15 protein-coding genes are annotated in these 12484 nt (G+C 71.7%); 9 read left to right on the top strand and 6 right to left on the bottom strand.

The annotated features are described in order from the left end of the window. Window positions 1-7: 7 nt before the first annotated feature. The 6 genes from ASD23_RS04295 to ASD23_RS04270 all read right to left on the bottom strand — a co-directional run bounded on the left by ASD23_RS04295 (window position 8) and on the right by ASD23_RS04270 (window position 4656). The gene (locus ASD23_RS04295; protein ID WP_162248727.1) at window positions 8-832 is read right to left on the bottom strand and encodes a GNAT family N-acetyltransferase; all 825 of its coding nucleotides are present in this window, start codon (window positions 830-832) and stop codon (window positions 8-10) included. Next, a complete protein-coding gene (locus ASD23_RS04290) occupies window positions 810-2222 on the bottom strand; it encodes a glutamyl-tRNA reductase (protein WP_082571247.1) in 1413 nt (470 codons plus the stop codon). The genes ASD23_RS04295 and ASD23_RS04290 overlap by 23 nt, the downstream gene beginning before the upstream one ends. Before the next feature lie 57 nt (window positions 2223-2279). After that, window positions 2280-3005 carry a hypothetical protein gene (locus tag ASD23_RS04285; RefSeq protein WP_056006663.1) on the bottom strand — a complete coding sequence of 242 codons (726 nt, stop codon included), beginning with the start codon at window positions 3003-3005 and terminating at the stop codon, window positions 2280-2282. Between the two features lie 220 nt (window positions 3006-3225). Then, the gene (locus ASD23_RS04280; RefSeq protein ID WP_056006660.1) at window positions 3226-3546 is read right to left on the bottom strand and encodes an ArsR/SmtB family transcription factor; all 321 of its coding nucleotides are present in this window, start codon (window positions 3544-3546) and stop codon (window positions 3226-3228) included. After that, window positions 3543-4043, bottom strand: coding sequence for a hypothetical protein (locus ASD23_RS04275; RefSeq protein ID WP_056006657.1), 501 nt, complete (start codon window positions 4041-4043; stop codon window positions 3543-3545). The genes ASD23_RS04280 and ASD23_RS04275 overlap by 4 nt, the downstream gene beginning before the upstream one ends. Before the next feature lie 121 nt (window positions 4044-4164). Next, window positions 4165-4656: a MarR family winged helix-turn-helix transcriptional regulator gene (locus tag ASD23_RS04270; protein ID WP_056006652.1), complete on the bottom strand. Its 492-nt coding sequence runs from the start codon at window positions 4654-4656 to the stop codon at window positions 4165-4167. Between the two features lie 52 nt (window positions 4657-4708). Between ASD23_RS04270 and ASD23_RS04265 the strand changes: the two genes are divergently transcribed. The 9 genes from ASD23_RS04265 (at window position 4709) to ASD23_RS04225 (ending at window position 12448) form a co-directional block, all read left to right on the top strand. Beyond that, window positions 4709-5494 (top strand): hypothetical protein, encoded by a 786-nt coding sequence (locus ASD23_RS04265; RefSeq protein WP_200941676.1) that lies wholly within the window; start codon window positions 4709-4711, stop codon window positions 5492-5494. After that, complete coding sequence (locus ASD23_RS04260) at window positions 5491-6315, top strand: SGNH/GDSL hydrolase family protein (RefSeq protein ID WP_056006649.1); 825 nt, start codon at window positions 5491-5493, stop codon at window positions 6313-6315. The genes ASD23_RS04265 and ASD23_RS04260 overlap by 4 nt, the downstream gene beginning before the upstream one ends. Window positions 6316-6619: 304 nt before the next feature. Then, window positions 6620-7780, top strand: a complete 1161-nt coding sequence (gene hemE / locus ASD23_RS04255) for a uroporphyrinogen decarboxylase (protein WP_056006644.1) — start codon at window positions 6620-6622, stop codon at window positions 7778-7780. Beyond that, a complete protein-coding gene (hemG, locus tag ASD23_RS04250) occupies window positions 7777-9318 on the top strand; it encodes a protoporphyrinogen oxidase (protein ID WP_082571172.1) in 1542 nt (513 codons plus the stop codon). The genes hemE and hemG overlap by 4 nt, the downstream gene beginning before the upstream one ends. A gap of 99 nt (window positions 9319-9417) precedes the next feature. Next, window positions 9418-9903 carry a hypothetical protein gene (locus tag ASD23_RS19050; RefSeq protein WP_056006640.1) on the top strand — a complete coding sequence of 162 codons (486 nt, stop codon included), beginning with the start codon at window positions 9418-9420 and terminating at the stop codon, window positions 9901-9903. Between the two features lie 19 nt (window positions 9904-9922). Continuing rightward, the gene (locus tag ASD23_RS04240) at window positions 9923-10330 is read left to right on the top strand and encodes a phage holin family protein (RefSeq protein WP_056006637.1); all 408 of its coding nucleotides are present in this window, start codon (window positions 9923-9925) and stop codon (window positions 10328-10330) included. Continuing rightward, on the top strand, window positions 10314-10625 hold the full coding sequence (locus ASD23_RS04235; RefSeq protein ID WP_157377000.1) for a DUF3618 domain-containing protein: 312 nt from the start codon (window positions 10314-10316) through the stop codon (window positions 10623-10625). The genes ASD23_RS04240 and ASD23_RS04235 overlap by 17 nt, the downstream gene beginning before the upstream one ends. Window positions 10626-10632: 7 nt before the next feature. Further along, window positions 10633-11301, top strand: coding sequence for a GntR family transcriptional regulator (locus ASD23_RS04230; RefSeq protein ID WP_056006634.1), 669 nt, complete (start codon window positions 10633-10635; stop codon window positions 11299-11301). 37 nt (window positions 11302-11338) lie between these two features. After that, window positions 11339-12448, top strand: a complete 1110-nt coding sequence (locus ASD23_RS04225) for a class I SAM-dependent methyltransferase (protein WP_235507622.1) — start codon at window positions 11339-11341, stop codon at window positions 12446-12448. Window positions 12449-12484 lie beyond the last annotated feature (36 nt).

Raw genomic sequence — 12484 nt, 5'->3', positions numbered from 1 at the left:
TGCCTGCCTACTCCCGAGCGCCCGCCCACTCGCGCCGCAGCACGCCGTACAACGCCGTGTCCTGCCATTCGCCGTCGTTGTACTGCTCTTCGAGGATCGTCGCCTCGCGTCGCATGCCGAGCCGCTCGCACAGCCCGGCGGATGCCTCGTTGCGCGCGTCGAGGAATGCCTGGATGCGGTGCGGCCGCAGCATCTCGAACGCGAAGTCCCTGATGGCGATCGCGGCCTCGCGGGCATAGCCCTTGCCCTGGAAGTCGGGATGAACGACCCAGCCGAGTTCGAGCTGAGCGTGCTTGGCGCTCGAGACGCGCACCATCATGTCGCCGATCACGCGGTCGCGCGCCGTCGAGCTCGTCGGCTCCGCACCGATCGGCTCCCCACCCGTCGGCGCCGTACCGGTCGACATCGCACCCGTCGACATCGCCCCGGTCGACATCGCACCCGTCGACGCCCCACCCGTCGACTCCTCGACCGACGGCACGCCGGGCAGCGTCATCGCGAGCACGAAGAAGTCGCCATCACCCTCGAGCACCCGTGCGGCGGCGCGCTTCGCCGTGTGCTCGTACGCCTCGGCGCGGTCGCGCTCGGGCCACGGCAGGTACCTCAGCACCTCGGGGATGCGCTGGTACTCGAAGACGTCTGGCGCATCGGATGCCTCGAGCGGCCGCAGCACGAGACGCTCCGTGTTGATCGGCGTCTCGGTGAGCGCGGTCGCATCGAAGGGGAACCGCAGCGCGGGTGGCCCGTCGGCGGCTGCCGCGGCGGCGCGGTCGAGTGCGGTCGGCGCGGTCGTGGTCGTGGTTACGGGGTCAGGCGTGGCGTTCTCGTGCATCGTCACGAAGCGTAGCGCGCGCCTCCGACGTGGCGGCCGAGGCATCCGCTGCGGGGGTGACGCCGAAGATGGCGGCGATGCCGTCGATCCAGGCCTGCTGCTCGCCGGCGCGCGCGAGTTCGCGCGAGCGCACCATGGGCGTGTGCAGCAGCACGCCGGCCATGTGGCGCAGGGCCTCCTCGGTGCGTCCATCGGCGTCGCCGCGCGTGCGGGCGCGTTCGATCTCGCCGTCGAGCAGGTCGAAGACGTGGCGCCGGAGGGCGACGACGGCGGGCGCGACATCCTGCTCCTCGCGGGACTCGCCGAAGGCCCGGGCCGCTCCGCCGACGATCGCGCGCGCGGCATCCGTCGCACCGAACTCTTCCAGCGGGGCGTGGATGCGGATCGTCTCGAGGTCGAGCAGTTCGACGCCGTGCACCTCGACGACGTCGGGCGCGACGTTGCGGGGAAGGCCGAGGTCGATCACGAGCTGGCGCTCGACGGGGGCTTCGGCGGGTCCGGCGACGAGGCCGAGCGGCCGAGCGGCAGCAGCAGTTCCGGCAGCAGCAGAACCGGCAGCAGCAGAACCAGCGGATGCCCCGAACCCGGCCCGGCCCGCTTCGAGCAGCGCGCGGTCGACGACGTGGTGCTCGGCCGTCGTGCACGTGACGATGACGTCGGAGGTGGCGGCCGCCGCAGCGACGTCGCGATGCCCGACCGCCTCGATGCCGTGGCTCGTGGCGAACTTCGCGGCGCGGCCGGAGGGGGAGAAGACGCGCACGTCGGTGACGCCGCGGTCGCGGAGCGCGGCGAGCGAGGCCCCTGCGAAGCGGCCCGTGCCGACGAGCAGCACGCGAGTGGCCGACCAGTCGGTGATGCGGCTCTCGGCGAGTTCGAGCGCGAGGCGCACGACCGAGCGGCCCTCGTTGCCGATGCCGGTCTCGTTCTTCACGCGGCGCGAGATCTGCGAGGCGCGCTGGAAGAGTCGTTCGAGGTCGGGGGTCGTCGTGCCCTCGGCGCGGGCTCGCTCGAGCGAACGGCGCACCTGGCCGGCGATCTCTCCTTCGCCGACGACGACCGACTCGAGGCCCGAGGCCACTGCGAAGAGGTGGCCGGCGACCGCGTTGCCGTGTACGAAGCCGAACGTCGAGCGCAACTCTTCGGGCTCGAGGCCGGCGACGGCGCCGACCGAGCGGATGGCCTCGTGCACCGCGGGCACCGGCGAGTCGCCCTCGGCTGCGTCAAGGTCGAGGTACGCCTCGAAGCGGTTGCAGGTGGCGACGACGACGGCACCCTGCACGGCGGAGTGGCCGTTGCGGATACGGGGACCGGCGGCGTCCGCGGTCGCTGAGAGACGCTCGAGCATGTCGAACCCGGCGTTCTTGTGACTCGCGGTGAGGCAGATGAGCACGAAGGGATTCTACTCGCCGTCGAATCCGGGTTCGCCCAGAGCGACTCCGAGGGAAACTCAGCGACCGGCGAGCGCCCCCGCGTTCTGCGGGATGATCTGGATCGGCGCCGTGAGCGGCGGCAGTTCGAGGCCCTCGGCCGCGAGCGCTTCGCGGTGCTTGGCCTTCCAGCTGCGAACCACGGCGAAGAACGGGGCGTCGGAGAGCGCGTACCGGCCCGGTCGTTCCGCGGCGAGCACGATCGGCAGCTCGACGCTCACGCCGGCGCGGCGCACGCGCAGCACGAGCACGGAGAGCACCGTCTCGCCCGCGATGAGCGAATCGCTGCGGATGCCGCGGACCTCGCGCCACGCGAAGTGCGCGGCGCGACGCGGGCGGCGCCCGCCGTTCCAGAACGCGACGCCGAGTTCGTCGGCCACGATCGAGTAGCGCGCCGCGAGTGCGATCGGCGGCGCGTCATCCGTCGTCAGCTCGTTCAGGCGGGCGACGAGCTCACGGCGACGGATGCCGCAGCTCACCTCGCCGCGAACGCTGGCCTCGAGGGCGCGGCGACGGGAGCGGGCCCGGCCCAGCTCGCCGAGGCGCACGAGCATCCAGACCAGCGCGGTGATGAGCGCGAGCACGGAGACGCCGACGGCGATGCGTTCGCCGCCCGGGATCTCGGGGAGTCGGAACATCACGCGGTCGAGGAAGCCCGATCCGGCGATGAGCGCTCCGATGACGATCGCGGCGGCGGCGGCGACCATGAAGGTGACGCCGGTGCGATGCGGTGCGGCCGCGTTCATCGCATGGCTCGCGTGGCTCGGGGAGCGGGGTATGGCAGGCGGGGGGACGACAGGCGCAGTGGGGACATGTGATTCTCCGTGGGATGCGGAGGCGCACGTGCCCGGGGACTCGTGCGTCGTCGTGCTCGGGGGCGCACAACGTCTCGACCATAGCGCTGATGGGAGCGCGAATGTAAGGCTTCCGAACGAATCGGCCGAACGAGTCCCGGTCGTCCTGCTGTTACCCCTCAGCAGCCGCCTTGATCGAGCGCAGGCGGCTCTCCCACCCCTGTGCGAGGGCGTCGAGGTCGCGCGCGAGGGCGCTCAGGCGCGACCCGATCGCGCGGTAGCGCACCTCGCGGCCATGGATCTCGGTCTCGACGAGACCGGCCTCGCGCAGCACCTCGAGGTGCCGGGCGACGGCCTGCCTGCTGATCGGCTGGTCGGCCGCGAGTGCCGTCGCCGAGGCGGGCGCCGTGCCGAGTCGCTGCAGGAGCCCCCACCGCGTGTCGTCGCCCAGGGCGGCGAACGCGGCAGGGAGGCTCTCGGTGCCGATGGTCATCGACCCGCCGCGACGTCGACCGAGGTCTCGTTCGCGACGTGGTCGCGCGCGTACCCGAGTTCGATGGCCCAGCCCTCGGTGTTCTCGTCGAACATCCTGCGGCGCTCCTCGGCGCTGCGGTCGAGCCCCTCGAACCCGCTCTCGGCGACGCGCAGTACGACACCGCCGTCGGCGCGTTCCTCGATCCAGAACTCGACGAGCGTCGACGTGAGTGCATCGAGTGCGGGGTTCGGCTCGGCTGAGGTGGGGGGCGCGTTGAACCACCGGAACGCGGCGTAGCGCGGGGCGTCGAGCGATTCGACGCCGAGCGTGAACGAGCCCCACTTCTCGTCGTGCACGACGACGCGCGAGCCCTGTTCCTCGATGCGGTGCTCGACGACTCTGTCGTCGTTGATCCACCAGCCCGCGGTGGAGACGAGCTCCCACACGCGCTCCGCCGAGGCGTCGATGTCGATCTGCTGTTCGATCCGGTCGAGTGATCCGGTGGTGCCGTTCATGCGTCCTCCTCGAGTGTCGTGCTGAATGATGTGCAATGCAATCGTTGCACTACTCGCCGCGAAGTGCAATGTTTTTGTTGCACTGCAAGGCGGTGCGATTCCGACGGGATTCGATGTGGACTCAGCCGCGCGATGCCCGATAGCCGGGATGCACCTCGGGATCGAGCTCATGAGCAGCCGCGATGCGCGCGAGCAGCCGCCCGAGCGTCTGCCGCTCCTCCTGGCTGAGCTCTGCGACGAGATCATCCTCGTGCTCGCGGCCGATGCGGCGCATCTGCGCCATCACATCGCGACCGCGGTCGGCGAGATGCAGTTCGTGCGTGCGTCGATCCGTGGTGCTGCGGGTGCGGGTGACGAGCTCCTTGCGCTCGAGCGCGTCCACGAGTGCGACGACGCGACTCGGGACCACGCCGAGCTTGCGAGCGAGCGACTGCTGACTGAGGCCGGGCTCGACCGCGATCATGCGCAGCAGCCCGACATCGCTCGGTTGCACGTCGAGCTCGGCGAGGCGTTCCGCGAAGCGTGTCGAGGCGAAGGCGCCGACCTGCGAGAGCAGGAACCCGACGCGGTCGGCGGGCGGCCGGAACGGTGCCTCGTGCGCGGTCGTCTCCATGTCGACGACTCTACCAGTTGCGGATGAATCATTCTGTGCTATGAATGATTACATGAACAGAACGAATGGTGCGGCGGTCGGAACCGCCGCGGCCGAGTCCCAGCACTCCGCCTCGTCCACCGGCGCGCGGCGCGCACCCGCGGGGCCGCCGTTGCCGCCGCTCGCGATCGTCGTCGTCGCGCTCTCGATGGCCTCGATCGTGCTGCCGACCGTGCTCGCCGGCGGCGCGACCTACCCGTCGCCGTTCGGTGACGGCGATGCGATCGTCGCCTACTTCCGTGAGCACGAGCTCTCGGTGCTGATCGCGGCGCTGCTGCAGTTCGCGGCATCCGTGCCGCTCGCGATCTTCGCGGCCGCAGCGACGACGCGACTCACCCAGCTCGGCGTGCGCGCGCCGGGGGTGTCGATCGGCTTCGCCGGAGGCATCATCGCCGCGGCGTCGATGGCGTTGTCGGCCGGCTTCAGCTGGGCGCTCACGCGGCCGGAACTGCTCGAGGAGCCCGGCATCGTGCGCCTCCTGCACGACCTGGCGTTCTTCGCCGGCGGCCCGGGGTTCATCGTGCCCCTCGGTCTCCTCATCGCCGGGCTCGCCGTACCGGGACTGCTGGCCGGCCTGCTGCCGCGCTGGCACGCGTGGGCGGGACTCGTGCTGGCCGGCCTCGCCATGGTCGCAACGCTCGTGGTCGCGATCCCCGAGCTCGCGGTGCTGCTGCCGATCGTGCGCTTCCCGTCGTTCGCGTGGATCGTGCTCTGCGCATTCCTGCTTCCACTGCGGCGAACGGATGTCGCGCGGCCCGCGCGCAACCGTTCCGACGCGACCTCGGAGCCGCGGTCGTGAGGGATGCCGTGCTCGACAAGCTCGTACGCTTCGAGCGGCCGGAGCGCTCCCTTCCCTATGCCTGGGCGATGGACGACGCCGCGAGGGCGGGCGTCTTCGGCGCTGATCCACAGTCCTACGCCGACGCGGTGCACGCCCTCGACGCCCAGCGCACCGACGCCGTTCGTCGCCTCGCAGCAGCGCCGTCGGCGCAGGCCGCACTCGGCCGAGGGCCGTTCGCAACCGGCGCGCGAATCCTCGCGCTCGGCGAGAGCACGACGGCCGATCGGCTCTCGTGGTTCGAGCTGCTCACCGAGCTGTTCGCCGCCGAGCGGCCGCAACTCGAGCTGCAGTTCGAGAACCTCGCGATCTCGGGGTCCACGTCCACGCAGACCCTCGCGAGCCTTCCCTCCGTCCGGCGGCGGCAACCCGACGTCGTCTTCTGCATGCTCGGGACCAACGACGCCCGTCGCTTTCCCGGCGCAGGCGGCGACCGGCTCGTGAGCACAGCCGAGACCACCCGCAACCTGCAGCTCATCCGCCGCGACGCCGCGAGCGCGCCCGGCGTGCGCTGGATCTGGGTCGCACCGACGCCGATCGACGAGCAGCAGGTCGCCGCCCACCCCTATCTCGGCGGGACCGGGCTCGCCTGGACCGACGCCGACGTGCGCGGCACCGCCGCGATCCTGCGAGGGGTGGCCGAGCCGGGAGACCTCGTCATCGACCCGGCGAACGCTTCCGGCCCGTTGCCCCTCCTCGACGACGGCCTCCACCCGCAGCTCACGGCGCAGGCGACGCTCGCGGCGCATGTGCTCGAGATGCTGGCTGGGCCCGAGCGCTGAGCCTGCACGGGATCGTGGATCCTTTACTTCGCGGATCTTCACTCAGGCCGATACGAGACAATGTCAGTGGTCGTGGGTGCTGCATCCGATCGCGGATCTTCACTCAGGCCGATACGAGACAATGTCAGTGGTCGTGGGTGCTGCATCCGATCGCGGATCTTCACTCAGGCCGATACGAGACGATGTCGGTGGTCGTGGGTGCTGCATCCGGTCGGGGATCTTCACTCAGGCCGATACGAGACGATGTCGGTGGTCGTGGGTGCTGCATCCGATCGCGGATCTTCACTCAGGCCGATACGAGACAATGTCAGGCGTGATCCTCTCCCCGCAGCATCCGCTCTCCGCCGGCCTGACCTCCGACTCGCGACTCGTGCGCGCATACCGGGGAGAGCGCGCCGACGCGACGCCCGTCTGGTTCATGCGGCAGGCGGGGCGCTCGCTGCCCGAGTACCGCGACCTCCGGGTCGGCACCCGCATGCTCGACGCCTGCCTCGACCCGGCGATGGCGAGCGAGATCACGCTGCAGCCCGTGCGCCGCCACAAGGTCGACGCCGGCATCTTCTTCAGCGACATCGTCGTGCCGCTGAAGCTCGTGGGCGTCGACGTCGAGATCCAGCCGGGTCGCGGTCCGGTCTTCGGGCGGGCCTACGCGGATGCCGCGGGCGTCGCCGAGCTCACGGCGATCGACCCTGCACGGCTCGACGAGGCATCCGCCCCCATCACCGAGGCCGTCGCCCGCACGGTCGCCGAGCTGAACGCGACCGACAACGGCTCGGGCACCCCGACCCCGCTCATCGGCTTCGCCGGCGCCCCGTTCACGCTCGCGGCGTACCTCACCGAGGGCGGCCCCTCGAAGGACCACCTCGCCGCCCGCACCCTTATGCACGCCGATCCCGGCGCATGGCGCGCGCTCATGGACTGGACCGCCGAGCTCACCGGCCGCTTCCTCCGCACGCAGGTGCTCGCCGGGGCATCCGCCGCCCAGCTCTTCGACTCGTGGGCCGGCGCCATCTCGCTCGCCGACTACGAGACGCACGTCGCCCCGGCCTCGGCGGCGGCCCTCGCCCACGTGCACGACCTCGCCTACGAGACCGCGGATGCCTCGCGCGGCGCCGATGCCGCACCGACCACCCGCAGCGTGCCCGTCGTGCACTTCGGCGTCGGCACCGGCGAGCTGCTCGGCGCGATGCACGGCATCGGCGTCGACACGGTGGGCGTCGACTACCGCATCCCGCTCGACGTCGCCGCGGCGCGCGTCGGGGAGGGCGTGCCGCTGCAGGGCAACCTCGACCCCGCCCTGCTCGCCGCCCCGTGGCCCGTGCTCGAGGCCGCCGTGCGCGACGTGCTCCGCCGTGGGCAGGCCGCTCCCGCGCACGTCTTCAACCTCGGCCACGGCGTGCCGCCCGAGACCGACCCGACCGTGCTGACGCGCGTCGTCGAACTCGTGCACGAGGCCTCGGCATGAGCGATCGCCCGACGCCGGCGGGCGACCCGGCCGCAGAGCCCGTCGTCGAGCATGTCGCCGCCGACGTCGTCGTGATCGGCGGCGGTGTCGCCGGCCTCGTCGCGGCACTCGAGTGCGCGAAGGTCGGTCTGCAGGTCACCCTGCTCGAGCGCCGCGAGGAACTCGGCGGATGCGTCGGGCGCATCGAGCTCGACGGGCTCACGCTCGACAGCGGAGCCGAGTCGTTCGCGACCCGCGGCGGCACGGTCGCCGAACTGCTGACCTCCCTCGGCCTCGACGCCGACGTCGAGAACCCGAACCCCGCCGGCGCCTGGCTCGTGATGCCCGGCAAGCAGGGCCTCGACGCGGCGCCGCTGCCGAAGACGGGCATGCTCGGCATCCCGGCCAACCCGCTCGGCGACGACGTGCGGCGCATCATCGGCTGGAACGGCGCGATCCGCGCCTACCTCGACCGCGTGAAGCCGATCCTCCGCATCGGCCGCGCCCGCAGCCTCGGCGAACTGGTGCGCGAGCGCATGGGCCAGGCCGTGCTCGACCGGCTCGTCACGCCCATCTCGGCGGGCGTCTACTCGACCGATCCCGTCGCCCTCGACCTCGATGTCGTCGCCCCCGGGCTCAACGAGGCGATGACGCGTACCGGTTCGCTGTCGGGAGGTGTCGGGCAGCTCCTCGAGGAGCGGAAGGCCGGCAGTGCCGTGCGCGGCATCCGAGGCGGCATGCACCGGCTCGTCGACGCCCTCGAACGCGAGCTCGACCGCTTCGGCGTCACGGTCGTGCGCGGCGCCGAGGTCACGGGCCTCGAGCGCGACGCAGCGACCCGCGAGCGCGACGCCGCGTCGTCGGCCGAGGCATCCGGATGGCTCGTCACCGCGACGACCTCGACCGGCCGGCTGCTGGTGACCGCCCCCGACGTCGTGCTCGCCGCCTCGGGCCATGCCGCACTCTCGCTCGTCGACGACGCGCTCGACGGCTGGACGCACACGAGCGACGCCGACGGCGCGGCCTGGCCCGCCGCCGCATCCGTCGAACTCGTCACCCTCGTGCTCGACGCGCCCGCCCTCGATGCCGCCCCGCGCGGCACCGGCGTGCTCGTCGCGGCCGACGCGCCCGGGGTGACGGCGAAGGCCCTCACCCACTCGACCGCGAAGTGGTCGTGGCTCGCCGAGCAGGCGGGCGGCCGCCACGTCGTGCGCCTCTCCTACGGGCGCGCCGGCGCGGCGAACCCCCTCGACGGGCGTTCCGACGCCGAGGTCGCGGAACTCGCGCTCGCCGATGCCTCGCAGCTGCTCGGCGTGCAGCTCGACGAGCGGATGCTCCGCGCCTCGGGCCGCACCGTGTGGCGCGACGCCATCTCGCAGGCGACCATCGGCCAGCACGAGCGGGTGCACGCGCTCGAGGACGCGCTCGCCGCGGAGCCCGGCATCGAGGCGACCGGCTCGTGGGTCGCCGGCACCGGTCTCGCCTCGGTGGTGCCCCATGCGCTCGAGGCTGCACGCCGCGTGCGTCACCGCCGGGTGCAGCCCGACGGCAACGCATAGCCGGAACGGAATATTTCGACGCAACCCCCTTGCGCGGCCTCGTGCGGGGTCTACGCTTGAAACGAGCTGTGGTGAACCACAGGGGGAGATGGGGTGCACATGAAAGGCAAGATCCTCTTCGTCGTGGGGCTCGGAGTCGGCTACGTGCTCGGTACGCGGGCCGGTCGAGAGCGCTACGAGCAGATCCGCAAGGCGGCCGAGGGCGTGTGGAACACGCCGGCCGTGCAGCAGGGAGTCGACTCCGTCAAGGGGTTCGCGGCCGACAAGGTCGGCGACCTCTCCGACACCGTGCTCGACGGCGTGAAGTCGTTCATCGGCAACGCGACCCGCGGCGCCGGCGCCACGAAGGGCGACGTCAGCGGGGCGGCGAAGTCCGCGAAGCAGAACGTGTCGAAGACCGCCGCCGCGGCGAAGTCGGCCGTCGACAGTGCGGCCTCCGCGCTCGGAGACGCGATCGACGATGCCGCAGAGGTCGCTTCATCCGCGGCATCCGGGGCGAAGGGCGGGGCGAAGAGCACCGCGAAGCGCCCGCCGGCGAAGCGCGGCACCACGGGCAAGGCCGAGCCCGCCGCATCCGACTCCTGAACACGGAGGTGTTGACGCGATGACCGCGCCCTCGAACGACGACCGCTCACTGTTCACGCTGATCGGCGACCTGCCCGACACGATCTCGTCGCTCGTGCGCGCCGAGATCGACCAGATCAAGGCCGAGATCTCCTACAAGGTCAAGCACTTCGGCATCGGGTCGGGGCTCGTCGCGGGCGCCGCCGTGGTCGGCGTCTTCCTGCTCTTCACGCTCATCACCACCGCGATCTTCGCGCTCGCGCTCGTGATGCCCGCGTGGGCGGCCGCGCTCACGGTGTCGGGCGTGCTGCTGCTCATCATCGCGGTCCTGCTGTGGATCGCCTACGTCAACTTCAAGCGGGGCTCGGAGCCCCTCGAGTCCGTCGAGAGCCTGAAGGCCGACCTCGACGCCCTGAAGGGAACGGGTGACTATGACCGCCGCTACTGACGCCCCCGGCCCCCGATCCTCGAAGCGCGACGCCGCGGCGCGCGAGCGCAACCTGACGCGCGTGCAGGCGAAGGTCGCCTCGCAGCAGGCCAGGGCCGAGTTCGCCGAGACGCTCAACGCCCTCGAAGACAAGCTCAACGTGCCGAAGCAGGTGGGCATCCGCACCGAGCGCGCCAAGCGCAAGCTGCGCCGATTCGCCGATGAGCAGCCCGTGGCGGCGGTCGTCGCCGCCGTCGGCGTCGTGGCCGTCGTCGGCATCGGCGTGTGGCTCATCGTGCGCTCGAAGTTCGACTGATCGCGCCGTGGCCTCAGCCACCGATAGCAGCGGCACCGCTGGCACCACCGTCGACCGGGTCGCCGGCCTCGTGCGGGCCGAGATCCTGAGCGGGGTGCTCGCCCCCGACACGCCGCTTCGCGAGGAGGCGGCCGCCGAGCAGTTCGGGGTCTCGCGCCACACCGTGCGCGCCGCGTTCCAGCGGCTCGTCTCCGAACGGCTCGCCGTCGCCGAGGCATACCGCGGAGTGCGGGTGGCGAGCTTCGACCGTGCTCACGTGATCGCTCTGCAGCAGTACCGCGCGGCGCTCGAGGTCGAGGCCGTGCGCATCACCGGTGAGCGCCACGGCGATGCCTGGCCCGACGGGGTGCTCGCGCCGGCGCGAGCGACGCTCGACGCGCTCGATCGGCTCGCCGTCGCCGACGCAGGTGGGGGCATCGACTGGCTCGAGGTCGAGCGCCTGCACGCCGAGTTCCATCACGCGGTCGTCGCCGCGTCGATGAGCCCGCGCATCATCGAGGCCCACGCGGCACTCGGCAGCGAACTGCTGCTCTTCCTGCTGCACGTGCGCCCGCACTACACGCTCGACACGCTCATCGAGGAGCACCGTGCCCTGCTCGACGAGCTCCCGACCCGCGGCGGCGACGCCGTGCGGGAGCACCTCGAGCACTCCACGAGACTCCTCACCGGCGCCTGACGCGACCGCACCGGGCCGGAAGGAAGGGGACGTCGACGTGACGGAACAGCCCGACGAGACGCCCACGCCCCCGAGCGGCGACGGGACGACGGCCTTCGCGGAACGGGTCTTCGGCGACATGCTCGGCGCGTTCGAACTGCTCAGCATCCACCTCGGCGATCGGCTCGGTTGGTATCGTGCGCTCGCCGACGGGGGGCCGCTCGACCCGCGTGCGCTCGCCGAGCGAACGGGAACGGATGAGCGCTACGCCCGCGAGTGGCTCGAGCAGCAGGCGGTCTCCGGCATCCTCACCGTCGAGGACGCCGAGCCCGAGGCATCCGCTCGCCGATTCGTCCTGCCGCCGGCGCACGCCGATGCCCTCGTGAATCCCGACTCGCTCGACTACGTCGCTCCCCTCGGACGCTTCATCGCCGCGGTCGGCGCGCAACTCGGGCCCCTGCTCGAGGCATATCGATCGGGTGGAGGCGTCTCATGGGCGCAGCTCGGCGACGACGCCCGATCGGCACAGGGCGATGTCAACCGGCCGTGGTTCCTGCACCGGCTCGGCGACGCGCTGGCGAGCGTCCCGTCGCTGCATGACGTGCTCTCGCGGCCGGGGGCGCGCATCGCGGACATCGGCATGGGGCACGGCTGGTCGTCGATCGCCCTCGCACAGGCGTACCCGTCTGCGCGGGTCGAGGGCTTCGACGTCGACGCCGAGTCGGTCGTCGCGGCACGCGGGCACGCCGCCGAGGCGCATCTCGCCGACCGGGTGCGCTTCCACCATGTGGCCGGCGAGGGAATGCCGCAGGAGGCCGTCTTCGACGCGGCTTTCGTGTTCGAGGCGCTGCACGACATGCCGTTCCCGGTCGAGGTGCTGACCTCGATCAGGCGGGCCGTGAAGCGCGACGGCGAGGTCGTGATCATGGACGAGGCGGTGGCCGAGGCGTTCGCGCCCGACGGCGACGACGTCGAGCGCGTCATGTACGGGTACAGCATCTTCATGTGCCTGCCCGACGGGCTGTCCACGCCCGGTTCGGTCGGCACCGGTACCGTGATGCGCCAATCGAGGCTCGAGCGGTACGCCCGAGAGGCGGGGTTCTCGGGCATCGAGCTGCTGCCGATCGAGGGGTTCGCGTTCTTCCGCTTCACGCGGCTGCTCCACTGAGCTGAAGCTGCTCTCCTGAGTTGCGGCTGCTCCGTT

Source organism: Agromyces sp. Root1464, from assembly GCF_001427265.1.
Lineage (GTDB): Bacteria > Actinomycetota > Actinomycetes > Actinomycetales > Microbacteriaceae > Agromyces > Agromyces fucosus.
The sequence above is the reverse complement of the archived record's forward strand: the minus strand, read 5'-3'. Positions and strand labels throughout refer to the sequence as shown.

Bases quoted from the DNA above. Each gene is read 5' to 3' on its own strand.
- ASD23_RS04295 (WP_162248727.1), bottom strand. From the start codon at position 832: ATGCACGAGAACGCCACGCCTGACCCCGTAACCACGACCACGACCGCG.
- ASD23_RS04285 (WP_056006663.1), bottom strand. From the start codon at position 3,005: ATGAACGCGGCCGCACCGCATCGCACCGGCGTCACCTTCATGGTCGCC.
- ASD23_RS04280 (WP_056006660.1), bottom strand. From the start codon at position 3,546: ATGACCATCGGCACCGAGAGCCTCCCTGCCGCGTTCGCCGCCCTGGGC.
- ASD23_RS04275 (WP_056006657.1), bottom strand. From the start codon at position 4,043: ATGAACGGCACCACCGGATCACTCGACCGGATCGAACAGCAGATCGAC.
- ASD23_RS04270 (WP_056006652.1), bottom strand. From the start codon at position 4,656: ATGGAGACGACCGCGCACGAGGCACCGTTCCGGCCGCCCGCCGACCGC.
- ASD23_RS04265 (WP_200941676.1), top strand. From the start codon at position 4,709: ATGAACAGAACGAATGGTGCGGCGGTCGGAACCGCCGCGGCCGAGTCC.
- hemE (WP_056006644.1), top strand. From the start codon at position 6,620: ATGTCAGGCGTGATCCTCTCCCCGCAGCATCCGCTCTCCGCCGGCCTG.
- hemG (WP_082571172.1), top strand. From the start codon at position 7,777: ATGAGCGATCGCCCGACGCCGGCGGGCGACCCGGCCGCAGAGCCCGTC.
- ASD23_RS19050 (WP_056006640.1), top strand. From the start codon at position 9,418: ATGAAAGGCAAGATCCTCTTCGTCGTGGGGCTCGGAGTCGGCTACGTG.
- ASD23_RS04240 (WP_056006637.1), top strand. From the start codon at position 9,923: ATGACCGCGCCCTCGAACGACGACCGCTCACTGTTCACGCTGATCGGC.
- ASD23_RS04235 (WP_157377000.1), top strand. From the start codon at position 10,314: ATGACCGCCGCTACTGACGCCCCCGGCCCCCGATCCTCGAAGCGCGAC.